Source organism: Solibacillus sp. FSL R7-0668 (assembly GCF_038006205.1).
Lineage (GTDB): Bacteria > Bacillota > Bacilli > Bacillales_A > Planococcaceae > Solibacillus.
In genome coordinates this window covers 1,849,698-1,875,868 of sequence record NZ_JBBOUU010000001.1, presented here as the reverse complement: position 1 = coordinate 1,875,868, position 26,171 = coordinate 1,849,698, and the positions used below count along the sequence as shown (strand labels likewise).

Here is a 26,171-nt window from a genome sequence, read left to right as displayed (position 1 = left end):
AATAATAATTCTGTATCATAATTTCTCGAAAACGTAAAAATATTCTCTATCAATAATTTCAGAAACGTTGTCACATCAAGCTTCAATGCTGATATATAACATAAGAATAACATTTTTATAGTTATTAATGTGCAATATTTTCTCTCTTAAACTTATTTTTGCGAAAAAAATTTTTGCATAATTTTCAGAAAAAGTATTGCAATTTTGTTACAGCTAAAATAGAATGAAAATGTAAAATCCTTGAAAGAGAATTTTGCACACACAAAGCAGTAAATATAAACACAATCGGGGGTATGTTTATGGGGAATAATCAAAAACCAGTCATTGATTATGACAAAATCGCTTCACAATCTTCTTTCAAGCAGCTAGCAAAAAAGAAAAATTCATTTCTGTGGTCTATAACGTTCATCTTTTTAGCACTTTATATGTTATTACCAATCTTAACGTCATACACAGATATTCTTCACCAAAAAGCAATTGGGGACATTACGTGGGTATGGGTTTATTCAGCCGGGTTATTCATTATGACTTGGGGCTTAGCTCACTTCTACGTTGCAAAAGCAAACAAATACGACGCAGAAGCAAAAGCAATTATTGCGGAATATGAAGGAGGGCGTGCGAAATGAGCTTTACAGCAATATTCTTCTTCGTAGCAATTGTAGGTTTAACATTAGTTATTACTTGGTGGGCTTCGAGCCGTACATCAAGTGCGTCTGATTTCTATACAGCTGGTGGTGGTTTAACAGGTTGGCAAAATGGACTAGCCATCGCGGGTGACTACTTATCAGCAGCATCATTCTTAGGAATTGCAGGTTCAATCGCATTATTCGGTTTCGATGGTTTCTTCTTTTCGATCGGTTACTTAGTAGCTTACTTAGTTGTACTTTACATCGTAGCTGAGCCATTACGTAACTTAGGGCGCTTCACATTAGCGGATATGATCACAGCACGTTTCGACAAGGCAAAGGTTCGTGGTACAGCGGCATTATCAACAATTACGATCGTATTATTCTACATGATCGCGCAATTAGTAGGTGCAGGTGCTTTAATCCAATTATTATTAGGTATTGAATACTGGATGGCTGTACTTCTAGTAGGTATCATGATGACAATCTACGTATTATTCGGTGGTATGACTGCAACATCTTGGGTACAAATCATTAAAGCATGTTTATTAATGTTAGGTACTGTTATTATCTCATTCTTAGTATTAAAAGAATTCAACTTCTCGATTGCTCAAATGTTCACGCAAATGGCGACAGAAACAGAGCATGGTGCAGCTTACTTAAATCCAGGCTTACGTTATACAAACGGTATTGATACTATTTCAATGCTAATTGCGTTAGTACTTGGTACAGCGGGTCTTCCGCACATCTTAATGCGTTTCTTCACTGTAAAAGACGCACAAACAGCTCGTTCTTCAGTAATTTGGGCTACTTGGATTGTAGGTCTATTCTACGTATTAACAATCTTCTTAGGCTTCGGTGCTGCGGCATTCGTAGGTAAAGAGACAATCGTAGCAGCAAACCCTGCTGGTAACATGGCTGCCCCACTTCTTGCACAAGCACTTGGTGGCGACATTTTATTCTCATTCGTGTGTGCGGTAGCATTCGCGACAATCTTAGCGGTAGTAGCTGGTTTAGTACTTTCAGGTGCATCTGCATTATCACATGACATTTACGGTCAAATCTTTAAAAAAGGTAAGGTTACAGAGAAAGAAGCGGTTAAAGCTGCTCGTATTGGTTCGATTATTATCTCTGTTGTATCAATCCTTTTAGCATTAGGTGCACAAACATTAAACGTAGCCTTCTTAGTATCATTAGCATTCTGTATCGCGGCTTCTGCCAACTTACCAGTAATTATTTACACAATCTACTGGAAAAAGTTCAACACAAATGGTGCCGTTACAGCGATGTTAACAGGCTTAATTTCAGCTTTAGTATTAGTAGCCATCTCTCCAAACGTTTGGAATCCTGAAGTAGGTAAAGCAATTTTCGTAGGTGAGCCGTTAATTATGCTAACAAACCCAGCGATTATCTCTGTACCACTTGGCTTCCTGGGCGGGGTTATCGGAACATTATTATCGAAAGAAACAGACGAAGCGAAATACCGTGAAGTGGAAGTTAAAGCACAAACAGGTATCTCTGTTCAAGACGTTTCTCACTAATTTAAGTGGTACAAGCAAAAATCAGCTCCTAACAAATGTTAGGGGCTGATTTTTTACGTGTTATCCATTTGATAAAGAATTTCGTGCATAAGCTGCTCATCCATAGGTCCAGAAATGATTTCTATGATTGCACCTTCTTCGTCAATAAAATAAGTGGTCGGCAATGTCAAAATTTGATACATGGAAGCAACCTGATCATGCACATCTAATACTACTGGAAACGTTAAGCCGTATTGCTGCACGAACTGAGGGACTGTATCCTTCCCCTTTCCCTTCTCCTGACTTGTCACATTCACGGCTATTATTTCTATCCCCGCTGCTCCATACTGCTCATAAATCGTTTGCAAATGGGGTGCCTCCGCATTACAAGGTGGACACCAGGTTGCCCAAAAGTTTAACAATACTTTCTTTCCTGCGTAATCCGCTAAAGAAATCGGCTTGCCATCTACTGTCTCCAATTCAAAATTGGGCGCCATATAAATACTTTGTTCCTTCTCAATTGCCACCACATTGTTCGGCTGCGTTTTGGCCAGATTATCTTGAACATCTAAATGTTCGCTTGAAACGTCCTTTGTTAGTGCGGATTGCTTGAATAGGGCATCACCGATTGCTATTGCGATTAATAGGATTATTATGAAAAGTGCAACGCTATTTTTTCTGGACATTATCCAACCTCCTCTTATCATGCGAATCAAAACCTAGAAAACAAAGGAGCTATCCAAAATACGTCTTGGACACTCCTTTCGTTGTCTACATTTTCAACCTCATTAATTTCTTTTATCTACTGTATACTGGTAATTCATCCCTTTATTATTCGTTTTCGTATACTCGATAATTTTTTCTATAGGTTCTACTACGACTTGCTCATTTTGTACACCTAAATAATTTGCGGCCTCTGAAACTGTTGCGAAATGGAATAATTTCCAGCCCATTAATCCTTTTGCCGTTTCATCAGATTTATATTTTACGGTAATCGCATTATCTGAGGAAATCCAGTTATTTAGGCGTGGCTGTGCAGCACCATAATTACGGATATAGCGTTCATCAAATGCTTTATTGTTGGCATTTTGCTGATGGTACATACAGCCTGTTCGACAGAAGAAATGCGTATAGCCTTCCTCATCGATTGCTTTTGCGGAATATACTTTATGTGGGTCTGTCTTAAATAAATCCATACGACATACTTCACATTGCACCCCTTCTTGCGTTACCTCTGAAAAGGGTTGAATGCCGTCCAGTGTAATCGTTTCTACCGTTTTATTTCCTAATTGATCCTCAGCATACACTGTGTAGACGCCGTTTTTTAATGCGATGATTTTATCTTTTTGATTAGCATTTTGTAGTGGTGCCATTCTTGAGCCTTTATCCGCAAAATAAGCTACGGTTTTTTCACCAAATGCCCATTTTCGATCCTTAATTCCACTCTCATCTGACACATCAACTTGAATTTTTTTGCTGACCTCGGTAATGCCATCTTCAGGAACAGATAAATGAATGACTGGTAATGACTTGTCGATATTCGTAATCTCAATCGTTTGTAGCTGTTCATTGCCAGCAGCATCCTTGGCGTAAACGGTATATACGCCATTTTGATTGACGCTAAACATATCAGCTGTTAATACTTCACCGTTTACTGTGAAATAATCCGTCGTTTGATTTCCCATTGCCCATTTTGTAGTAAGTGCTCCATTGTCTTTGACCGAAGCTTTGATTGTGACATTTTGATTCGTTAAGTCTGTTGTATGTGGTGTTAATGAAATCGTTGGCTTTACTTGGTCAATATTTGTAATTTCAATGGTCTTTGTCGCTTTATTCCCTTTTTTATCTAATGCATATACGGTATAAAGGCCATTTGCTGTTACGGTAAATGCATCCTCTTGAATGGTTGTGTCTTTCATAGAAAACTGATGTGCCGCTTTTTTACCGGCAGCCCATTTCTTCACAGCTAAATTGTGCTTGCTTTTAATCGTTGAAGTAATCGTTATTGCCTGATTTGTAGGCTGTGTTGTATCAAGCGTTAATTGAATTTCAGGTGCTTGCTTTTTGTATGCTACTTTTGCTTTGTTTTTGACAGATTGCAAGGGAACTTTTGTTTTTTGATGTTTTTGGATATATCGATTGGCTTCTTTTTCCTTAGCAAAATAAATCATTTTTGAATCGCTTAGTTTGACAAGGGTTGCTGTTTCTACAGGAATCCATTTTTTTGAATGAAAATCTTGTACTTTTTTCTCATAGCTTGTCCCCTCATTCCATTCCTCCAAAAATGCAGCATGAAGGCTATCATAATAATGAATTTCGCCATTTATTAAAGCTTGCACCTCTTGAGCTGCTGCATATGCAGGTGGATTAATCATCATGGACATCAGAAAAAATCCACAAAGTAAAAATCCGATTATGCTTAGTTTCTTCATCGGTTCATCTCCTCTATTTTTGGGGCATTCGTAATATGTAATGATGAAATACCCTTTATAATTATTTTTGTGTATTATACAATTTGGTCAGAATGTTTAAGAATCTTCCCCAAAAATTGCTAACATTTCTTTAGTCGTTCCTTTAAAATAAAAATTATAATCTGAATCTGTTATATCGAAGACTGCATCATAACCATTCATTTGTCCGTATAGGTATTTCCCGTCAAAGCCCGTCAGCAAAAGAACACCCACACGAATTCTATTAAATTGTACTTGTAGTTCTTTGTTAAAGAATTTAGGAATACATTCACTTAAATGTTGTTCAATGTGAGAGTCTACTTTGAAATACTCTTTACAAATCAAACATTCTTTCACAAAATCACCTTCCTAAATAAAATTGTTCAATTGATTAGTGAAATATAATTTTTTAGATATTACATTCCACCACATATTACGAATATTCTATTTTTGTTATTTATAGCGTTGAATCGCTTCCTTTTTGACTGCTTGGAAAGTGACAATTTTCGTTCCTTTGTTTTTAGCAACGTATTTTTTAGCATCCTCTGCTTTCGCAAAAAAAACATAGCCATCATCCATTGGGGATTGTAATGTCGTTTTCACATACGTTGCCTTCTCAGCCACAATCCAATTCATCGTCGTATAATCACGGACATATTTTGCATTTGATGCTTTATCTTTCACTTCATTGTAAAGCAAGCAGCTAATGTCATCGTAATAGCGTACCTTGCCACTTTTCTGAATAGCCTGTGCTGAAAACTTTCCGAATGGTGAATCTTTTTTATAGACCACCATATTGCAAAACGCACAATCCGTATGATTTGGTACGTCCTGCGATAAAGATGTCTTCGATGATGCGGCTGTTGGGGCGCTTATCTTTTTATCCGTCCTTTTTTCACCAAATTGATTTTGATAACGCTTAGTCGCCTCTTCTTTGATCGTGCTCAATGCGACAATCTTGGCTTTTTTATTTTTAGCTAGGTAAGCATTCGCCTGTTTTTGAGTGGAAAAATAAATATAGCCCCAGTTCATTGGCGATTTTAGATTTGATTTTACAATAATGGCCGTATCGACTGAAATCCATTTCGATGAATGATAATCGCGAACATATTTTGTATTCGTCGTTTTTGTGCGTGTCTCATCAAAGACTAAGCAGCCGATGTCATCGTAATACAAGGTTTTCCCTTTAGATGTAATCGCTTTTGCCGAAAACTTTCCCATTTTATGACTTTCCCGATAGACCACCATATTGCATACTTCACAATATGTATCTTTTGGAATATCCTTTTGAATCGTTGGCGCGGCTGCTTGGATCACAAATCTTTCATCAAAGACGAGTGAACTAACGAAATAAATGCTCATTACGGCTAGGAACACGAGGAATCGCTTCTTCATTATTAACACCTCCTTTAACGGTAAATAATGTATCTCGATTTCCAATATTAGCAGGCAGTTGTGAAATAAGATGGAAATACCGGTGAAGGAAAATTGGAAAAATTGCGAAATAACAGCGAAGTTTCTTTGAATATTTCATGACGGCGTACAATGATTAGAGGCGTTTCATAACATTGAAAGAATAATCAAAAACCGAGTAAAAGCGTCATTAACGCCCCTACTCGGTTAGTTCAGTTAGAGTAAATCCAATATTTCCTGTAATGCAGTTTTTCGTGGATAGGTCGTGCGTAAATAGTGAATCAATTCTCGTCCCTTTTCTTCATATCCTAAAGCGAATAAACGCTCTAGTATATTTGCTAGCTCACGATAATGACTACGATTTGATGCACGCTGTGACTGCGCTAATACGAGCTGCGCTAGCAATTGTTCTACTTCTGCTCGATAATATGGCTGCAAATTTTCGCAATAGGCTAAAATTTCCTGTGGGTTTTTCTGACAGTAATAAAGCAGGCGCTCCCACTCCTCTAATAAATCTAAAACGAGCGGGTATTTGTACGAATCAGGGCTTTTTTGTTCAATCATCAGCACCAAGTCCTTTGAAACGTCTTGCCAAAGCTCTGGCTCCTCCTCATACAACGCCTTTAAATCTTTAATCGTTTCTAAATCACAATCTAAGGCAAGCTCGAAAGCAATCATCCGTTGGGCAGCGAGATTATCCATTTGTTTATGAACATGATACGCCTGTTTTAACCAACGTGTGCGAGCATAATATGGTGTATCTGGATGCTCGATGCCATCCGCGCATAGCTGCAATGCCTCGTCATAACGTTTTTCATCTACACAATAATCAATTAGCAAGTTACGTATTTTAGTGGACGGCTGCTCTTGCCGAATGAATTGGATAATTTCCTCCTCAACACCAACCTCCATTAGCAATGAAAAGTGAAATTGCTGACCTAATTCCTTGTCATTTCGACTTATAGCATAGCGTTCAATTGTCTCAATTATATGATATTTTGCATTGGAAATGGCGCTAATTTGAATGGCCGCCTCGAGTAAAAATAGATGAGCAATATTTGCCTTTGCATTATGCCAAAAGCGATTCAATAGCCAATTGCTCATCATGATTGCTTGAGCATTGTCTGTTATTTGATCGAGCATTTCAAGTAAAGCTTCGTCTAATTCCGCTTCCATTTGCTCATATACCCACATCGGCATATCATCTTCCATACCATTTAATTGCTCCATACAAAGCGAAATCAGCTCTAATCCGACAATCGGCTCCTTTAAAAAGCGCTTGACCGCTTGTTCGGCCACTTCTTGGAAATGCTCTATTAGCTCATCTAATGTAAGCTCATTTTGTGTGCGTAAATAAGCATTAAATAACTTGGCGATGGTAGCCTTAGTTTGTCCAATTAGCATCTCTGTCGTAACGGCTTCTTTCTTCTTCATTAGGATAAAGCGCTTTTGCAACAACGGATCCTTTGAAACAATATCAGCCAACAACGCAACAAGCTCCTGCTGAGTGAATTGATTAAACAGCGCTGTAAAGTCCACTTCTGGCTTCGTATGGAATGCTTGCCGAATCGCAAAATAAGCGGCTACCTCATGTTTACAGAGGCCATCAAATGGACAATCACATTGCGACACTGTAATCCGTTCATCTTCTAGCTCCACATAGACAAAATACGGATTCGTTCCGATAACTGATGCACGCCACGCATTTGCGGCCACTTGTTCCAGTTCATTAATAGCACCCATTTCATAATAATCCTTGCCGCGCTTTAGTATCACTTTAGAAACATCTTTTTCAAATTGTTGTATATTCATTCCTTCACCTGCGTTTTCTTTCAAAAGTTTTGCTCCAGTAGCTCATGGCAAATTATATATGATATGAAATTCTAAAACTAGCAACATGCTAGTCTAATCCTCAGTCATTCCCTTTTCTAGCTAATTTCAAAATTCGTGAAACCACTAAAATAGCATTCTATCTTTCATTTACATTACGACTTTTTTGTTTTCGGTTCAAGCCTTTCCCCCAATACGATACAATTATATTAAAAATTGGAGCGTGATAGAGATGGGTCAGTTAAAAATCCTTGTAAGAGTCTTAGTTCTGGGCGCTTTATGTGGTCTTATTTGGTGGACTTATACGGCAAAAGAACAAGTACATCAAATAGAAAGGGAAATGAGCAATCAATACTTTTATGCAAACTTATTATTGCGGAATACCGTTGATGAACTTTTAGAATGGGATTTCAGTCAACCCTTAACGGATATGATTGAAGACAAAGATTATTTAAACAAGCTTTTTGCTGAGCTGGATTACACAACAAGTCTAATGTTTAGTGGAGGTGTAGTACATCACGAATGGCAAGGTCGAATAAATGATATCCAAATTTATCTCCATAGTTATATAACGGATACTTCCATTTCAGAAGAAAATGTTGCTGATTTATATCAGGCTTTGCAAGCAACACGTTTTATCACAATGGATTTCAAAAATACTAACGACTTTTATGACGCGATGCATGATGAAAAACATGAAATGGTCAAACAAGTTAAAAGTCGTCTAGACATACAATACTAATTCAATTCTTTCCTTATGGAGAATTGGAGACAAAAGAAAAGCAAACAATCACTAATGTATCAATGATTGTTTGCTTTTTTTATTAGCGTTATTTAAGGTTCGCCAACTTTATGAAATGGCTCTCGATTACTCCATCTTCTCCACAAATGCGCGGATAATCGCACCGTCACCCTCTGTATCGATACGTAATGAGCCATTTGAATAACGGTCAGCACGTGTTAAATTCGTCACCGCAATAGATTCTTGTATACCTTTTTCGGTTTCAATTGTAAAAGTATTTCTAAAATTCACGACTAAAATCGCAAAAATACGATGTGGATTCGCTTTTAATTCTTTTAAAATGACAACCCCGCGTTTGGCACGGTTGCCTAACTCAATTTCTCCGATAAGCATACGCTTCACTGCGCCGCGCTGGGTCACAATGATTAACTCTTGATCTTCTTCAGGCGTTAAAATAGCTACACCGGCTAAATGCTCGCCTTCTTTAATAACCATCCCTTTTACACCAGCCGTTTTGACCCCAGTAATCGGCAAATCATTCATTGGGAAACGAATTGTATAGCTTGTATTGGTCGATAGCAATACTTCTTCATTTTCCGTCACAAGACGCGCGAAGATCATCTCGTCCTCGCCTTTTAGATTCATTGTCTTAATTGGCTTTGAATAACGTGTTACAACATAATCTGCTAGCGCTGAACGCTTAATTTGACCATCTTTCGTTGCCGTAAACACAAAAACATCCTGTTGTTCAAATGTTTCAATGCCAATGACCTCGATGATTTCTTCGTTTTGATCAAGTGGCACAATACTTGAAATATGCTGGCCTAAGTCTTTCCAACGAATATCTGGCAACTCATGCACCGGCTGATAAATATAGTTGCCTCGATTGGTAAAGAGCAGTAAGTGGTGCTGCGTATTGGAATGCGCTTCATATAGCAAATAATCGGATTCTTTCATCGCGAAATCTTTGCCGTTTGACGCGTTGTACGAACGAAGGCTTGTCCGTTTGACATAGCCATCCTTCGTCACCGTAACAACAACCTCTTCACTTGGCACGAGTACATCACGCGTTACTTTGATTTCCTCGATTTCCGCTTCAATTGTAGAAAGACGAGGTAATGAGAAGCGCTTTTTAATGTCTGTAAGCTCTGTTTTAATGACACGAATGAGCTTCTTTTCATCTTCTAAAATCGCCGTTAATTTAACGATTTGTTGATTCAGCTCTTCTTGCTCTTGTTGTAGCTGTGTAATATCAGTATTTGTTAAACGATACAGTTGCAAGCTGACAATCGCTTCAGCTTGCACTTCTGTAAAGCCGAATTTGTCGATAATATTATTTTTGGCATCGCGCTTGTCCTTTGACGCACGAATCGTTTCAATAACTTGATCTAAAATCGATAATGCCTTCATTAACCCTTCGACAATATGTAAACGGTCTTTGGCACGCTTTAAATCAAAGGCTGTACGACGTCGCACGATCTCCTTTTGGTGATCGATGTAGGCATCTAGCATTAATGGTAGGGTCATCATCATTGGACGGCGGTTATGAATCGCAATCATATTAAAGTTATACGATACTTGTAGGTCTGTTGATTTTAATAAGAAATGCAGAATACCTTGTGCCTGTACATCTTTCTTCAATTCAATGACAATGCGAAGGCCATCTCGATCGGATTCATCGCGAATTTCTGCAATGCCATCTAAACGGCGGTCACTCACCCGTAACTCATCCATTTTACGAATCATATTGGCTTTATTCACTTCAAACGGAATTTCAGTAATCACGATTTGCTCTTTATTACCCTTTAACTGCTCGATTTCCGTACGAGAGCGCACAATGATTTTACCCTTACCTGTTTCGTACGCTTTTTTAATGCCGTCAAGCCCTTGAATAATCCCTCCTGTTGGGAAATCTGGGCCTTTAATTACCGTCATTAGCTCATCGACTGTGCAGTTTTTATTATCTAAACGCATAAGTACCGCATTCAGTGCTTCTTCTAAGTTATGTGGTGGGATATCCGTCGCATAACCAGCTGAAATCCCTGTCGCTCCGTTTACTAAAAGGTTCGGGAAACGTGATGGTAAGACAGTTGGCTCCATGTCCTGATCATCAAAGTTTGGCACAAAATCAACCGTATCCTTATTTAAATCACGTAATAATTCTCCCGCAATGGTTGATAAGCGCGCTTCGGTATAACGCATCGCAGCTGCTGGGTCTCCATCAACTGAACCGTTATTCCCGTGCATTTCGACTAACATATGACGGCTTTTCCAGTCCTGACTCATACGCACCATCGCATCATATACCGATGAATCTCCGTGTGGATGATAGTTACCGATTACGTTACCAACCGTTTTAGCGGATTTACGGAACGGCTTGTCGTTCGTGTTGCCTTCGTTAAACATCGCAAATAAAATACGGCGTTGAACGGGCTTTAATCCGTCACGTGTATCCGGTAACGCACGGTCTTGAATAATATATTTTGAATAGCGACCAAATCGGTCACCCATAACTTCTTCTAATGGTAAGTCTTGAAATTTTTCTACCGAGCTCATTTGTCACTAACCTCCTCATGCTGGATGAATTCATTTTCTAAAATGCTCGCATCCTCTTCCATGCCGAAGTTGACATTCGTTTCAATCCATTTACGGCGGGGCTCTACTTTATCACCCATTAGCGTAGTGACACGGCGTTCTGCACGTGCACCGTCTTCGATTTTCACACGAATTAATGTACGTGTTTCTGGATTCATTGTTGTGTCCCATAATTGGTCGGCGTTCATTTCACCTAGACCTTTATAACGTTGAATAACATAGCCTTTACCGATTTTTTTAATCGCTTCGTCTAGTTCATTTTCCGTCCAAGCATATTGGAGCTCTTGCTTTTTACCAGAGCCCTTCGATACTTTATAAAGCGGTGGTAACGCGATATACACCTTCCCGGCTTCCATTAACGGGCGCATATAACGATAGAAGAATGTTAAAAGTAACACTTGGATATGCGCACCATCCGTATCGGCATCGGTCATAATAACGACTTTGTCATAGGCCGCATCCTCTACTGTAAAGTCCGCGCCAACACCTGCACCGATTGTATGAATAATCGTCGCAATCTCTTCGTTTTTCATAATGTCCTGTAGCTTGGCTTTTTCCGTGTTAATGACTTTTCCGCGCAGTGGTAAAATTGCCTGGAATGTGCGGTCACGCCCTTGTTTAGCAGAACCACCAGCAGAGTCACCCTCTACTAGGTATAGTTCATTTCGTGCTGCATTTTTTGATTGTGCCGGCGTTAATTTTCCAGAGAGTAATGTGCTGGATTTTTTCTTTTTGCCATTACGTGCATCATCACGTGCTTTGCGCGCTGCTTCACGAACTTGCTGTGCACGGATCGCTTTACGGACAAGAGATGCCGATAGCTCTGCGTTTTCCTCCAGTACATACATCAGCTTTTCCGAAACAACGGTATCCACCGCTGAGCGCGCCTCGGAAGTCCCAAGCTTGCCCTTTGTTTGCCCTTCGAATTGTAATAAATTTTCTGGAATTCGTACGGAAACAATCGCCGTTAAGCCTTCGCGAATATCAGCGCCTTCTAAGTTTTTATCCTTTTCTTTTAGCAAGCCGATTTTTTTTGCGTAATCATTAAAAACACGTGTCATTGCCGCTTTTGCACCGGTTTCGTGCGTACCACCATCTCGCGTACGTACGTTATTTACGAATGACAAAATCGTTTCAGAATAACCATCGTTAAACTGGAACGCAAATTCAACCTCTATTTCCTGCATATCCCCTTCAACATATTTGACTGGATGCAAGACGTCTTTTTCTTCGTTTAAATAAGCGACAAATGCCTCGATACCGCTTTCATAATGGAAAAACTCGTGCTTTCCTTCACCGCGCTCATCAATCAGCTCAATTTTTAAACCTTTTAATAAAAAGGCTGACTCACGTAAACGCTCAGCTAATGTATCGTAATTATATTTTGTTACTGAAAAAATTGTAGGATCTGGTAGGAAATGAACTAATGTCCCATTTTCTTTCGTTTTTCCGAGAATATCTAACGAAGTAGCAGGTTTTCCTCCGTTTTCAAATCGCTGTTTATAGATTTGTCCTTCACGATGAATCGTTACTTCTAAAAATGTCGACAGGGCATTTACCACGGATGAACCGACACCGTGCAATCCACCACTTGTTTTATAGCCACCCTGACCAAACTTCCCACCGGCATGTAGCACAGTGAAAATAATTTCCGGCGTTGGCTTGCCCATTTTATGCATTCCTGTTGGCATACCACGACCATGGTCACGTACACTAATACTATTATCTTCATGAATTTTCACGATGATATGATTCCCAAATCCAGCAAGCGCTTCATCCACAGCATTATCAACAATCTCATACACTAAGTGGTGAAGACCTCGGCTATCCGTGGAACCAATATACATCCCTGGTCTTTTTCGTACGGCTTCTAAACCCTCTAATACTTGAATGGCATCTTCATTATAAGAAACACCTGTTTGGTTTTTTACCAAATGCAATCCCCTCCAAAAATACAAACAAACGTTCTATTTCTATCTAATCGTACCGCCAAAATCGCACGCTGTCAATGTTATGTGCGATGTTTTATTCGTTGCAAGGATTAATTGTATCATCAAAAATGCCCCTTTAAAAGCATATCCTATAATACTTTTTCGTCAAATGTAACTATTTTCCTGTAAGTTTTATGAGAATCGGTAAATTGGCATAGCTAAATAAAAAGGGTTGTATTCCATTTCAATACGATATATGATCAATTCCGTATTTGCGTTTGAATTTATTTTGATGTCTGTTTTGGCTGATTCTATAGCTTCACCAAAACTCATTTGATAATTCCTCTTTTCTTCTAAATGAAAACGGTGTAGAATATTCAATACATACTATTAGTACCAACTAATAATTCTGAATTTCGAAAGGAGCACAACTCTTGTTTAATGCTTTGATTATTATTTGTGCTTATTTAATCGGTTCCATTCCATCGGCTCTATGGATTGGCAATCTTTTTTACAAAACGGACATTCGCCAGCATGGTAGCGGAAATTTAGGAACGACCAACACATTTCGCGTATTAGGTAAAAAACCGGGTATTGCTGTATTGCTAATCGATATTTTAAAAGGAACGGCTGCAGTCCTATTGCCACTCTTACCCATTTTCGCAGAGAGTACCGTCCATCCGCTTATTTTAGGAATTGTTGCCGTAGCGGGGCATATGTTCCCGATTTTCGCTAAATTCCGTGGCGGTAAAGCGGTCGCAACAAGCGCGGGTGTTATATTAGGCTATAACTTACCATTATTTTTAGTATTATTAGTAGTCTTTTTAATTTCCTTAAAAACAACAAAGATGGTTAGCTTAACATCGATGATTACAGCAACCGCTGCGATGATTTATGTAACTATTTTCTGGATTGTCACAGGAAACTTTGCGTTATTTATTTTAATCTCGTTTTTAGCCGGCTTCATTTTCTACCGTCACCGTGAAAACATAAAACGCATCAAAAATGGGACAGAACCGAAAATTAAAGGCTTTTAAATACCTTGCTAGCATGCTGAGAGTGAAAAAACTTTCAGCATGCTTTTATTATCGTTATAATGGATGTGCACTGGAAGTTTTACGTCAAAAAGAATAATGAGGTGAATCACATGGAAATTAAATTAACAAATGATGCAATTAATTGGTTCAAGCAAGAATTAGAAGCACAATCAGGGGATTATATTCGCTTTTATGCACGCTATGGCGGTTCTTCCCCATTTCACGAAGGGTTTTCACTTGGAATGAATCGCGAACAGCCTCATGAAATTGGGATTGAAACGGTTGTGGAGGACATTCATTTTTATATTGAAAAAACGGATGAGTGGTTTTTTAACGATCATCACCTAATCGTCAATGTCGATACAACGAACGACGAGCTCAGCTACTCCTACGAAAAATAGTTTAAATTTTTCAAATATATTGTAATCCCTGTTTTGGCATATTAACTCGTTATAATATACAAGTCGAACTTTATGAACAACGAGGGATTGCAATTGAATGTAAAACAAGGTTTTTATTGGCGCTGTGTATTTTTTATTACCGGCATTATTATTTTATCGCTTGGTGTCGCATTAACGATTAAAGCACAAGTTCTAGGCGTCGGTTCTTGGGACGTGCTGCACATTGGCCTGCAGAAGAATTTCGGCTTAACCGTAGGAACTTGGTCGATTATTTTAGGCTTAATCATTTTAGCCATTGATGCGCTATTGACGAAGCGTTTACCGAAAATCGGAACGTATTTAGATATGTTTTTGACCGGGATTTTTATCGATATTTTTTTATATATGCTCCCAGATTTACATCATCTCTTTGAACAAACATTAGCATTTATTGTTGGAATTGTTCTATTGGGCTTTGGCTGTGGGATGTATATGGTCGCAAATTTAGGGATTGGCCCACGTGACACATTAATGTTACTGCTTGTTCACCGCCTTGGCTGGACAGTTAACCGTGCACGCACAACAATTGAGGTTACCGTAGCAATCATTGGTTTTTTACTAGGTGGTCCAATTGGTGTAGGTACCGTCTTTATGGCATTGGGCTTAGGACCTGTTGTTCAATGGGCTTTACGATTAAATGAAAAACTATTTTTCCGCGCTTCAGGAACGGAAAGTGCGATTTTATAAGGGATTGTAGGCTTGCTCATAACGCCTTAAACTTATCAACTGAGCTAGTGTGAATGCGGTGTATGACCGAATTCATGCTAGCTTTTTTCCTTTATTTATTACAAATTTGTGTATATTGCCTCCATTGGCACTATTTCCTTTTCGTTTTTAGAAAAAAGGTGCATAGTTTAAGGTGGAGGTGTTTGTAAATGATACATATCGAAAACATTAAGCTCTATCGCAATGAAAAATTAATTTTGGACCGATTAAATTGGCAGGTTGAAAAAAATCAACATTGGGCCATTTTAGGCTTAAACGGCTCTGGCAAAACCACTTTATTAAAGGTCATTAATGGCTATATCTGGCCAAACGAAGGCAAAGTACAAGTATTAGGTGAAACCTATGGCGAGACCTATATTCCGAAACTGCGTCGTCGAATTGGCTGGGTCAGCAATGCGATGATTGATAATTTAAACTGGCAGGATAATGCCATTGAAATTGTGTTAAGTGGCAAATTTGGAGCGTTACGCTTATTTGAGGAAGTGAGTGAAGCCGAAATTGAAGAAGCAGTACGGATTATGAAACAATTTAACTGTGATCACTTAGCGAATAAAACATTCGAGTATTTATCACAAGGCGAACGTCAACGCATTCAGATTTCACGCGCAATTATGGCCAATCCGGACATTCTCATTTTAGATGAACCGTGTGGTGGCTTAGATATCATAGAACGAGAAAATTTACTACAAACAATCGAACAAATTGCAGGTCGTGAAAACTGCCCAACCCTTATCTATGTCACCCATCATGTAGAAGAAATATTGCCCTGTTTCCAGCATGTGCTATTGATGAAAGATGGTAAGGACGCTGCTACTGGTACACGTGAGCAAATTTTAACCGAGCCCGTATTAAGCAACTTCTTTGGTCGTGACGTAAGCTTACAAATCCAACGTGACCGCGCCTGGATAGCGGTAAAATAAGCTTTCAAATAAAAACGCACTCAGACGAATTGAATGAGGTTATACCCACCTCACCTACATTTCATTTCGTCTGAGCTGCGATTCGCTACTTAAATATGAAACTCAATCTGCTCCTCTACATAATGCCAATCATATGGTGTTTCTTGATATACATAATAATTTAGCCAGTTGTAAAATAATAAATGCGAGTGTGCACGCCAAACATTTTTCGGCGCTTGCTGTGGGTCATTATTTGGGAAGTAATTGACCGGAATCTCTGTATTTTCTGGATCTTTTTCCATGTCACGGAAATATTCATCCGATAACGTCGTCGCATCGTATTCCAGATGCCCCGTGATCATAATATGCTTATTATTTTTAGATTGCGCAATAAAGACCCCCGCATCGTCTGAATAGCTGAGTAAACGTAAATCAGGATGCGCTCTTACTTCTTCAATCGATACAGATGTATGGCGCGAATGCGGTGCGACATATTCATCGCTAAAGCCTCGCACTAAATCTACGGTTAGATCCGTAATCACATGCGAATAAATGCCCGAGCATTTTTTCGGAAGCTCAAACTTACCAATGCCAAAGTGGTGGTATAACGCCGCCTGTGCGCCCCAACAAATATGCATGATGGATGTAACGTTTTTATCAGCCCAATCCATTACCTGTGTAATTTCCTGCCAATAGCCCACTTCTTCAAATTCCATCTTTTCCACTGGTGCCCCTGTGATGATTAAACCATCATAACGACGATGCTTCACCTCATCAAAGGTTTGATAAAATGTATCTAAATGTGATTTTGATACATTTTTCGATTCATAGGTAGCCGTATTTAAAAAGGTAACATTCACTTGCAGTGGCGTATTACCTAGTAAACGTAATAACTGTAGCTCCGTTTTTTCTTTCTCAGGCATTAAGTTAAACACCAAAATATTTAATGGTCGGATTTGTTGTGTTTTCGCGCGGTCCTCTTCCATCACGAAAATTTTCTCTTGTCTTAATAGCTCGCCAGCCGGTAAACTTTTTGGAATATTAATTGGCATCGCTTGTTCCCCCTCAATTTTTGTACATTTTATACAAATCAAAAAGCCTCTCATTTCCAGCGTAAACAGAAATGAGAGGCTTTTAAACCGAACTTATCTGCCAAGGGAAGTCCCCTTGCTGGAATTAGCACCTTTCTAACCATGTTAGAGGTTGCTGAAACATCAACGGGCCAAGTCCCTCCGCTTCTCTTGATAAGACTATTAAATTGTCATAAGTGTACCATGTTAGGCTAATTTTCGCAATAATTCTAATAAAAAATTTTTTTGAGCTATGCTTATTTACAACCAAATAAATTTCATTACAAATCCAGCTGTAATTCCTAATATGATGCTTAACATCGTACCTATTAAATAATATTCAGAAAAACTTTTATCATCAAATTGTTTGAATCTCGTTAAGGCTTTCATTGCGATTAAAAATCCAATACTAGATAAATTGTTGGATACACAAAGTATTAATATTAAATTTCTTTCTAAGATACCTATCCACATCCCAGCTTTTGGGGGTGAGTCACTAATTAAAGATATTTTTTTATTCAATTTTACATCATCTTCTATTTTAGTTACATATTGATCTAATTGTTTTTCAATATCTTTTTCATTAAAACCATCGTATTTCAAGTTTGTATTGCTCGAAGTAAACTTTCCTTCAACTGTTGTTTCTATGATTTTGTTTGTTGGTCTAAATTCTGTTAACATTTTCCCGATAAGGTGTCCAGAAAAATATGAATTTATTAACAAAATAATCAAAGTAATAATAATCTTTGATTGAAAATTCAAATCTAAAGGTTGACCTGAAGCAATAGAGTTAAATAATTTGCTTAGTTTACTTTCAAAATCGTCAAATAGAACAATAGTGAATATAACAATGCTAACAATATGAATGATTTGGTCTACGATATACAATAATGTTAGTCTCATTGAAATTTGATACTTACTAATATCCGTACGCTTTTCAATATGGTCATTTAACTTTTCTTTTGTTAAATCCGTTAATAGGTGGATTAAACAAATAATAAAAATATAAACTACCAGTAGGACATCATATTCAATTAAACCTAATATAATACTCATTATCGTTAGCATTACATATGTTAATAAATGTATCGCTACATGTTGAAAGACTGCTGCAGGTCCTTCCTTCTTTTTGGCTACCATTTCACTCGATTGAAATGGATAATCCGCTATAAAATGTCCTAATATAAATAGTAAAATTAACATTATTTATATCCCTGTCCCAATCGGAATTGCTCAATATTTCTTCTTAATTCCAGCTCGAATTTCTTCTGTTTTTCTTGTATTTTATTTTCAGGATTTAATTGTATTTCTTTTGAATTTAATAAGTCATATAAAGATTCAGAAGCATCTAATATTAAATCTGTTTTCCCCACAGTAAAATGCTCCCAAACTGTAGAAGTTGATTTATTTAATGTAAGTGCAACTTCCTTTTGTGAGCGTAAAAGACTATATAGACCTAAAATCTCTCTTTGCTTCGTTGTTTGCTTTAAAATGGCTGCACTTTGTAAATTTAGAATAGAGTTAATTAATTGACGTTCTATATTTTCAAATTTATTTAACGGGTTCATTTCTATTAATTTTGTACGAGTTTTATCTTCTTTAATTAAATTATTGGCCAATCTTGCATTTTTCACAAGCATATTATTCCACTTATCAATATCGATAGTATTTATATTATCTTCAATCACCCCAAATGAAATACCGAAATAGGGCATATTGTCTTCATATTTCCAATTATAAACCATATAATTTGCTATCACGAGTGCATTAGAATAACCCTCAACTACACAGATTATTTCATCGCCCATTCTATGTTTAACTGCTATTTTTATAGTATTGTTATTCGCTAACACATCTTGCCATTCTGATAGATACTCACTTAATTCTTGACCATTTCGAAATTTACTTGAATTTGTAACATCTAATATAAATACTGAAACCGCTGTTCCCATCCGTACCCCTCCTTCAATTATAGTATCTATATACAGTATACCGCATAAATTCGGGTTGTAGACCTAATATATTACCGATTCGGTTCTAGAACCGGATTTATTACGAATTCGGTTTGTAGACCGATTATATAGGTGCTTAATCTGGCTAATCTTGCAACAGCTTATCATTCAACTAACTTATAAACAATAGGCAAAATTCACCTGAATAGTTGACATTATCTCAAACAATAAAAAACCTGTTCTAAATAGTAATAGAACAGATTTTTTAATATAGCTGCTAAAGAGCATCTTCTATTTTCTTTTCCACTTCAAACAACAAAGCTTCCAACTGCGCATCCCACTCACCTGTTAGCGTATTATAGACGCGGGCAAACTGATGATTTTCCGCCTTCTGATGTGCGATAAAGCAAATGACTGGAACATCATTAATTTGTACAGAGTCAGAGCTTACAATGCTTGTTATTGTTGTTGACACTTCATCGTCAGCTAACGGTTGGTCTGACAATTGCTGGTGAATATATTGAATCAGCATCGCCTCATCGACCGCTACGATTTCATCAGAATAAATTGTCGGAAATACTTCCGGAAACTGCTCCAGCTCCTCAAACTGTTCTAAATCGCCTTCTAAAATGGCTTCATGCAATGGACTGTATTGTACAAAATAGCTCGTTTCATCGAGTTCTTCTTCAAAAATGCCACTCGCTAATTGGGCTTCTCCTTTAGCCGTTAACAAGTAAAACTCTTCTTTTTTTATCATCCCAAGACGCAGCATTTTATTCGTCAAATCATGAATAAATAGCGGCTCGACAAGTAAAATATCTGCTAAAAGCTCGGCATTTGTGAGCCTTGCTTTGTTAAATGAAACCAACATCATCTTCATCAAAATATCCATCGCATTGCGAATAACTGGGTGATACTTCACTTCAATTGTATGCACCGGAATGGCATAATTTATTTGCTTTTCAATTGTAACATCGTTTTGCTGTAAAATTTGCTGCTGCAATTTTTCTGTTAAACTTTGTAAATCCATACTGAACTCCTTTAACCAATTGCGTAATAGCCGTTTTGCTGCTTGACGGTATTTAATACATGTCGATACATCGTACGTACTTTTTCTGCTTTCGGACGCTCGGTAAACATGTCAACACTACCAATCATAATTAGTAGTTCACGCGCGCGCGATAACGCAACATTTAAACGACGATAATCCTTCGCAAATCCGATTTCCCCGCGCTCATTGTCATGATTTCGCACCATGCTGACAAGAATGACATCCATCTCCATTCCTTGGAATTTATCGACAGAGCCAGTTCGAATGTGTAAATGTGGCACATGGAGTTCCTGGTCAATTAAACGATTAATGCGCTTTACCTGCTCGGCATAGAACGAAATAACCCCAACTGATTTTAATGCATCCTTAGCAATTAACCCCTCAGCCTTCGCTTTTTCAGTTGCTTCATTAATTTCAAGCAGTTGCTCTTTTATTTGCGCTAATTCAGCCTCATTAAATAAACTTGACCCTTCCTTCATGCGCTGTTCAAAATTCGATTTATTGTTGGCAATATCGAGCCATAACAAATGATGATTTCGCGTAATTTTGGATGTCGTTAAATAATGATCGCGCACAGCATCCGAATCTTCTAAACCGCATTGCAAGCGTTCGGATTCCTGCTCATAAAACGGTGTGATTGTCTCCATAATGTTCGTATGCATTCGATATTGGAGGGCTAGCATCGTTTTATTTTGCGCGGGTAAATTATTGTATAAGCGTTCAAATAGCGATTCTTCGAGTAATTTTTCAAGCTCTCTTTTTTCTTCAAATGTCGTACTTTCCTTCACAACTTGCTCTAATGTTTCCTCGAACGTCGCATCGCCAACAAGCGGTGGTAGCTGATGATGATCCCCTACAAGAATAATTTTTGCCCCTTTAAGCATAGGTAGCAATAATTCAGGCGGTGTCGCTTTTGACACTTCATCAATAATGACGACATCAAAGGTTGGATAATTGTCCATGAATTCCTTATTAGCAGACGCAACACATGTTGTACCTATAACGTTCGCATGCTTTACATATAACTTTCGAATTTCGTCTAAGTCATACTCGTTTGCCTCTTTTAGCAGACCATGCCATTCATTTTGAAGCTCGGCTGTTACAGGCAACAAGTCAATTTTCACTTGCAACGTTGCGATTAACGCTTGTAAACGTTCGATTTGTGCATTTACTTCCAAAATCGCTTGCTCTGGATTTGATTTTGTTAGGAGCTCCAATTCCGCTCGACGTTTTTCAAGTTGTACACCCTCACTATTGAATGCTTTAAAGCGAGCTGTCAATTCCTCAACAGTTGCTGTACCAAGTGCAATTTGCTCATTCAGCACCGTCAGTTCCTCTGATTTTTTAGCCAATTGCGTGTCCAGCTTTTCACGATTTTGACGCTGTGTTTCCACCTTCATTTGTTCGAGTTCATTGGTCGCCAATATTTCTTGTAATTCCGATATTGTTTGCGTAATGTCGACGGAATCATCCATACGTTCTTTAAGAGTATTCATTTGGTTATCATACGTGGAAGCTTCTGTTTGTAGCTTTGTTAAAAGCTCCACTTTGACTTCATTTTGCTCTTTGAATTGTAAAATAATTTCTTCTTTTAGCTTTTCAAAAATAAGCACCGTTTCACGAATCGCATCCATGTATTTTTCATTGAGCTGCTCGATGAATTGCATACGTAAATGAATGCCTTGAATCGAACGCGCACCATTTTGCACATTTACTTTCCGTTCAGCAAATGCATGGCTCAGCTTTGTTAAGAACTCTTGCACCTCTGCTAATGAATAATGGTGACTCATCGGTAATTGTTCGGCATTGACCTGGATACCAAGCGCGGTTTCACTATAGGTTAAAGCCTTTTCTAATCGCTCTTTGACGTCTTTTATTGGTTTATATTGCTCCATTTGTGGCTGAATGCGGTCGAGTGCAGTCAATAATCGGTCCATCGCATAATTTCGACGGATATCATATTGCTGCATAAAGTTTTCAATTTCATACACCTTTTTCAGCGAGACAATTTTATCGATGAGCGGATCGACATTGGCGGTTTCATTGGCGCGCTCCATTTTTGTCGTCACAGCTTGCTTTCGTGCTTGAAGCTGTTCATATTGAGCTCGGAGCTGACTTTGCTCGATATGCAGCTTCGTTTCATTTTGCTGCTTATTTAATTGCTGCTCTTTTTCATCTAACTGTGCAAGCGTTAAGCTTTCTGTACTTTGCTGTTCAAAATTACTCACTGCCTCAGCAACTGTTGCATGCGTTTGCTGGAGTTTTTCTAGCGTGCGTTCATTTTCTTCCAGCTCTTTTTTACACGCTGTGAGCTGTTTTTTTAATGCATTTATTTTTTCCGCTATTACATGCAGCTCAGCTTTAGCAGCTTCTTTTTGCTCGAGTTGCTGTTGTAGCGCGATTTGCTGCTGTTCTAGCGCTGTAATTTCTGTCATTTTTTCATCAATCTCAACGACTAATAATTGCTCTTTTTGCGTGTGCAACGATATTTCGTGACCGATTGCCTCGAACGTTTGCTGCTGCCAATAGCTCGCTACATTTTCCTCGATGAATTTCTTACCTTCTTCTTCAATACTTTCCGTTCGACCATAACGTAAAATGCGGATGTCTTTATTTGATAATAAACGGCTTAATGCATTATCTACTGCTAAGTTGGACTGCGAGGCGACCAATGTCTTTAAACCCGCCTTGGCATTTTGATAGCAAATTTCTGATATAACGGTCGTTTTCCCCGTACCTGGTGGACCTTGAATGACATATAAATCCTCAGCGCTCATCGCACCTTCTACGGCCTGCTGCTGATACTCGTTCAGTCGATTATGGAAATCCAATGGCATGGTTGATCGACGCTCGGCAATCGTCGGCTTGTCCTCAAATAAAATGGTTTCTAAATTGGCATTGGCCGCTAAGCCTTCTTTTAAACGCTCAAACCCTTTCAATAAGCGCTTTAGCTGCGATTTCGTTGCCGCATTTGAAAATTCGATGTCTTCAGATTGGAATTGTAAGTCATTTCTACGAGCTAAATTACTATAAAACGGCTTCAAAGCAATTTCGACTGTCTGTTCATTGCGACGAACCTTCGCTACATCACCAATTTCTTGAATATAGCCGCGCAAACGAGCACTCAATCCATCTAACTGCTTCCATTGCTTATTGTCCAAATTCGAAATACGAAATGTCGCATGGCTAAAATCAGCGTCAAACGTAACATTAGAAAAACGCGCATGAATATCTTCAATATCGGCGTTTTTGTTTAATACTTTTAAATACCCTTCCCAGCTGGAAATGCGTTTGTTTACATAATCAAATCGTTCCTGTGCAATGGGCAGTTCATCCAATGCATTTACAAAGGATTCATTGTATGTATGGCCACTCATACGCGATGCGATAAAATGAAGCTTCATCATTACTCTACGGTTTGTCACAACGGGCGTCCCTTTACCGCGTGTACGGAAGCTTTTGGCGACGAGCCCATTCTTTTTATCAAACACACAGTCCATGATGACAACGCGCTCATCAAATTTATTTTTTAATTTCAGGTTTTTATTGTTATCGAAATAAATCGTCACATGAAGCTGTTCGTCTTCAATGGATACTTTTTCGATCGCGACAATGAAATATTGCTGTAAATTAAAAAAGGCGTGTTCATCTGGAACATGCTCCTTCATCGCTTCACGCGCGGTATTTGTCAATAAAATATGACATCTGGTTTGCACTGTGGCGCTTGTTTTCGGTGCCATGAACACACCTCCTCATTATTTAGTCATAACGTTTATTATAACAACTTTCCAAACTTCTATAAAGAAAAAATGCCCCGTTCAAACGAAACAGGACATCTAATTTATGCTTGAATTCTCGCCACTTCTTTGTATTTTGCATCCCATTCTGCATCAATTTTCATCAAAGCAACTGGGCGGAAGTTTTCCTTTTTCACTAAAATATGTATCGATTTTGCAGTGACAGCTACTGTCCCATCTTCGTGTAAAATTTCATAGCCATACGTCGTGCGTAATTTCGTATGCTCTTCAATCCATGTGCGCACCGTTGCCGTTTGCCCGTAACGCATGGCTGCTTTGTACTGAATGGAAAAATCCATCACGGGAGATAAATAGCCATCCTCCTCCAGCTTTGCATAGTTAAAGCCTAAATCCTTCACAATTTTCGTACGCCCGATTTCACACCAAATTAAATAATTTGCATGATACACAACGCCCATTTGATCGGTTTCTGCATAGCGCACGTCTACCTTTGCTTCTGATATATACATTTCTTTCACCTCGTTTCATATTATAGCGCTAAAAGTGTTGATTTGTAAGGGTTTGTTGAGAATTGTTTTTTGAAATAATATTAGTTCGAGATATAGAATAGAGTTATTAAGTAATTAAATATTTCAACAAAAATTAGGAGAGCTATCCAAATAAACGTTATTAAATATTATAAAGTGAGGTCCAAGTGGGGTCCACTGGGGTTCAAAATAAAATACATGCTTGGCAGGTGGATTTTCTAATAATCAAGAAGATAAAATAAAAATGTATATAAATAAAAAAAACACCCAGTAGGATGCTTTAATTATTATTATTTAATTTAAGATTTAATTCTTCGATATGATTAACTTTCACAGCGTAAACTTCTGCGCACATTTCTTCGGAAAATGGAGTGTGAATTACCATTTCAACTTTATACAAGTCCGAATCATAATCAATTGTTAAATATTCTCCCTCAACAGGTATTCTTTCAAACGTACTAACCTTATTTAGCCAGTCTTTAAATCCCATGTTATGAAGATGTAAAAAAATCGGTTTCATTTGCTTTGCCTCCAAATTCTGATTAATAAAGATGCTTTAACGATTCTAATGAACTTATAGTTAATATTTTTCTAACCGTTTTGGATATTGGTTCTTTATTGCTAGAATTATATAATTTTTTCGTTCTTGAATTTGTTCAAGAACGGTAATATAAGCCTGTTTATACCCTTTACTTTCATCAAGTAACTTATAATATAATGTTCTTGAATTTATGCCCTCGCTGACGCACGCTTTGTCGATAACATCTAACTGGTATTTTAAATATATACGCTCACGTTCCCTTGTATCAGCGTCATTTACTTGCTTAATAGTGCTATTAAGTTGTGCTTCAATTTGCTTGAAGGTGTTTTTTCCTTGTTCGTTTACAATATAATAAGTAGTAGCACTTAATACAGCAGCTCCTACCCACTCCTTAAATTATTTATGCAATCTCATTAAATAAACTTCCCTGCGTACCATTCGCCACATTGCAACGAATCTTACGACAAGCTCGCTCATAATAACTCTGCACCGTGCTCTTACTAACACCCAGCATCGTAGCAACCTTACTGAACGACATTAATTCCGCTTCAATGGCTACAAATACGGCTCTTTCATCTTTCGTCAATCCTTTTAAAGGCCCGTTTATTTTAGCCTTTCGCTCATTTCCCTTTTTCAGCGTTATATTGAAATCACGTCTCATAAATTCTTTAAAGTCCTGCCATTCTTCCGGATTTTCCTCTACTACACCTGTGAAATGTTCTTCAATTTTTTCCTTCACCGGCACTAAAAACTCCGGCATCAACATATCATCATCATTTACATAAGCCAAATATGTCTGCATATGATACGGATCCATAGGGTAAGCATCAACACGAGTAGCTGCCCGATACTCCGCTGGGTCATATCCTGTTTCCATCCATGTGATAGCATGTTTAACCTCACTGTATATCCCACCGCTTGTAACGCCCTCAGACCTCATTTGTTTCAACAACTGCTTGTACTCTTCTAATAAATCTGCGAAATACATAAGATTGCCCCCTTATGCTATAATTAGTTGTCACCTATATAGCAAGAGAAGGAAACCGTAGCGCTTGTACTCGCT

General features: G+C 38.1%; 23 protein-coding genes and 1 riboswitch. Of the genes, 7 read left to right on the top strand and 16 right to left on the bottom strand.

The window, feature by feature from the left end:
- The first annotated feature begins 299 nt into the window (after nt 1-299).
- Nucleotides 300-626 carry a DUF485 domain-containing protein gene (locus tag MKX47_RS09085; RefSeq protein ID WP_340773232.1) on the top strand — a complete coding sequence of 109 codons (327 nt, stop codon included), beginning with the start codon at nt 300-302 and terminating at the stop codon, nt 624-626.
- Nucleotides 623-2,167: a solute symporter family protein gene (locus tag MKX47_RS09080; RefSeq protein ID WP_340773231.1), complete on the top strand. Its 1,545-nt coding sequence runs from the start codon at nt 623-625 to the stop codon at nt 2,165-2,167. Before MKX47_RS09085 ends, MKX47_RS09080 begins: the two co-directional genes overlap by 4 nt.
- A gap of 53 nt (nt 2,168-2,220) precedes the next feature.
- On the opposite strand, the gene MKX47_RS09075 is transcribed toward MKX47_RS09080, so the two are convergent.
- The 5 genes from MKX47_RS09075 to MKX47_RS09055 form a co-directional block, all read right to left on the bottom strand.
- A complete protein-coding gene (locus tag MKX47_RS09075) occupies nt 2,221-2,832 on the bottom strand; it encodes a redoxin domain-containing protein (protein WP_340773230.1) in 612 nt (203 codons plus the stop codon).
- A gap of 102 nt (nt 2,833-2,934) precedes the next feature.
- Entirely contained in the window at nt 2,935-4,578 is a 1,644-nt protein-coding gene (locus MKX47_RS09070; RefSeq protein WP_340773227.1) for a nitrous oxide reductase accessory protein NosL, read from the bottom strand.
- A gap of 96 nt (nt 4,579-4,674) precedes the next feature.
- Complete coding sequence (locus MKX47_RS09065) at nt 4,675-4,953, bottom strand: hypothetical protein (RefSeq protein WP_340773225.1); 279 nt, start codon at nt 4,951-4,953, stop codon at nt 4,675-4,677.
- A 96-nt stretch (nt 4,954-5,049) separates the two neighbouring features.
- Entirely contained in the window at nt 5,050-5,991 is a 942-nt protein-coding gene (locus MKX47_RS09060) for a nitrous oxide reductase accessory protein NosL (RefSeq protein WP_340773223.1), read from the bottom strand.
- 234 nt (nt 5,992-6,225) lie between these two features.
- Complete coding sequence (locus MKX47_RS09055) at nt 6,226-7,845, bottom strand: SWIM zinc finger family protein (RefSeq protein WP_340773221.1); 1,620 nt, start codon at nt 7,843-7,845, stop codon at nt 6,226-6,228.
- A gap of 226 nt (nt 7,846-8,071) precedes the next feature.
- Between MKX47_RS09055 and MKX47_RS09050 the strand changes: the two genes are divergently transcribed.
- On the top strand, nt 8,072-8,581 hold the full coding sequence (locus MKX47_RS09050; protein ID WP_340773219.1) for a hypothetical protein: 510 nt from the start codon (nt 8,072-8,074) through the stop codon (nt 8,579-8,581).
- 126 nt (nt 8,582-8,707) lie between these two features.
- Here the strand turns inward: MKX47_RS09050 and parC are convergent, their stop codons facing one another.
- From parC to MKX47_RS09035, 3 genes are all read right to left on the bottom strand, one after another.
- A complete protein-coding gene (gene parC, locus MKX47_RS09045) occupies nt 8,708-11,137 on the bottom strand; it encodes a DNA topoisomerase IV subunit A (RefSeq protein WP_340773217.1) in 2,430 nt (809 codons plus the stop codon).
- Nucleotides 11,134-13,110 carry a DNA topoisomerase IV subunit B gene (gene parE / locus MKX47_RS09040; protein ID WP_340773215.1) on the bottom strand — a complete coding sequence of 659 codons (1,977 nt, stop codon included), beginning with the start codon at nt 13,108-13,110 and terminating at the stop codon, nt 11,134-11,136. The genes parC and parE overlap by 4 nt, the downstream gene beginning before the upstream one ends.
- Before the next feature lie 189 nt (nt 13,111-13,299).
- Entirely contained in the window at nt 13,300-13,440 is a 141-nt protein-coding gene (locus MKX47_RS09035) for a hypothetical protein (protein WP_340773213.1), read from the bottom strand.
- A gap of 101 nt (nt 13,441-13,541) precedes the next feature.
- Here MKX47_RS09035 and plsY point away from each other — a divergent pair, with 101 nt between their 5' ends.
- The 4 genes from plsY (at nt 13,542) to MKX47_RS09015 (ending at nt 16,230) form a co-directional block, all read left to right on the top strand.
- Nucleotides 13,542-14,144 carry a glycerol-3-phosphate 1-O-acyltransferase PlsY gene (gene plsY / locus MKX47_RS09030; RefSeq protein WP_340773211.1) on the top strand — a complete coding sequence of 201 codons (603 nt, stop codon included), beginning with the start codon at nt 13,542-13,544 and terminating at the stop codon, nt 14,142-14,144.
- A gap of 110 nt (nt 14,145-14,254) precedes the next feature.
- Nucleotides 14,255-14,545, top strand: a complete 291-nt coding sequence (locus MKX47_RS09025) for a HesB/YadR/YfhF family protein (RefSeq protein WP_340773208.1) — start codon at nt 14,255-14,257, stop codon at nt 14,543-14,545.
- 93 nt (nt 14,546-14,638) lie between these two features.
- On the top strand, nt 14,639-15,271 hold the full coding sequence (locus MKX47_RS09020; protein ID WP_340773206.1) for a YczE/YyaS/YitT family protein: 633 nt from the start codon (nt 14,639-14,641) through the stop codon (nt 15,269-15,271).
- A gap of 188 nt (nt 15,272-15,459) precedes the next feature.
- Complete coding sequence (locus tag MKX47_RS09015; RefSeq protein WP_340773205.1) at nt 15,460-16,230, top strand: ABC transporter ATP-binding protein; 771 nt, start codon at nt 15,460-15,462, stop codon at nt 16,228-16,230.
- Between the two features lie 89 nt (nt 16,231-16,319).
- On the opposite strand, the gene metA is transcribed toward MKX47_RS09015, so the two are convergent.
- The 8 genes from metA to MKX47_RS08975 form a co-directional block, all read right to left on the bottom strand.
- The gene (gene metA, locus MKX47_RS09010) at nt 16,320-17,261 is read right to left on the bottom strand and encodes a homoserine O-acetyltransferase MetA (protein ID WP_340773203.1); all 942 of its coding nucleotides are present in this window, start codon (nt 17,259-17,261) and stop codon (nt 16,320-16,322) included.
- A gap of 90 nt (nt 17,262-17,351) precedes the next feature.
- Nucleotides 17,352-17,460, bottom strand: a riboswitch (SAM riboswitch).
- A gap of 80 nt (nt 17,461-17,540) precedes the next feature.
- On the bottom strand, nt 17,541-18,482 hold the full coding sequence (locus MKX47_RS09005; RefSeq protein WP_340773202.1) for a DUF3307 domain-containing protein: 942 nt from the start codon (nt 18,480-18,482) through the stop codon (nt 17,541-17,543).
- On the bottom strand, nt 18,482-19,231 hold the full coding sequence (locus MKX47_RS09000) for a hypothetical protein (RefSeq protein ID WP_340773201.1): 750 nt from the start codon (nt 19,229-19,231) through the stop codon (nt 18,482-18,484). Before MKX47_RS09000 ends, MKX47_RS09005 begins: the two co-directional genes overlap by 1 nt.
- A 277-nt stretch (nt 19,232-19,508) precedes the next feature.
- Nucleotides 19,509-20,261: a nucleoside-diphosphate sugar epimerase gene (locus tag MKX47_RS08995; protein WP_340773200.1), complete on the bottom strand. Its 753-nt coding sequence runs from the start codon at nt 20,259-20,261 to the stop codon at nt 19,509-19,511.
- A gap of 11 nt (nt 20,262-20,272) precedes the next feature.
- Nucleotides 20,273-24,022, bottom strand: a complete 3,750-nt coding sequence (locus MKX47_RS08990; RefSeq protein ID WP_340773199.1) for an AAA domain-containing protein — start codon at nt 24,020-24,022, stop codon at nt 20,273-20,275.
- 101 nt (nt 24,023-24,123) lie between these two features.
- A complete protein-coding gene (locus tag MKX47_RS08985) occupies nt 24,124-24,549 on the bottom strand; it encodes an acyl-CoA thioesterase (protein WP_340773196.1) in 426 nt (141 codons plus the stop codon).
- Nucleotides 24,550-24,847: 298 nt separating this feature from the next.
- Nucleotides 24,848-25,087: a hypothetical protein gene (locus MKX47_RS08980; RefSeq protein ID WP_340773195.1), complete on the bottom strand. Its 240-nt coding sequence runs from the start codon at nt 25,085-25,087 to the stop codon at nt 24,848-24,850.
- A gap of 421 nt (nt 25,088-25,508) precedes the next feature.
- On the bottom strand, nt 25,509-26,096 hold the full coding sequence (locus MKX47_RS08975) for a sigma factor-like helix-turn-helix DNA-binding protein (protein WP_340773193.1): 588 nt from the start codon (nt 26,094-26,096) through the stop codon (nt 25,509-25,511).
- Between the last annotated feature and the right edge of the window lie 75 nt (nt 26,097-26,171).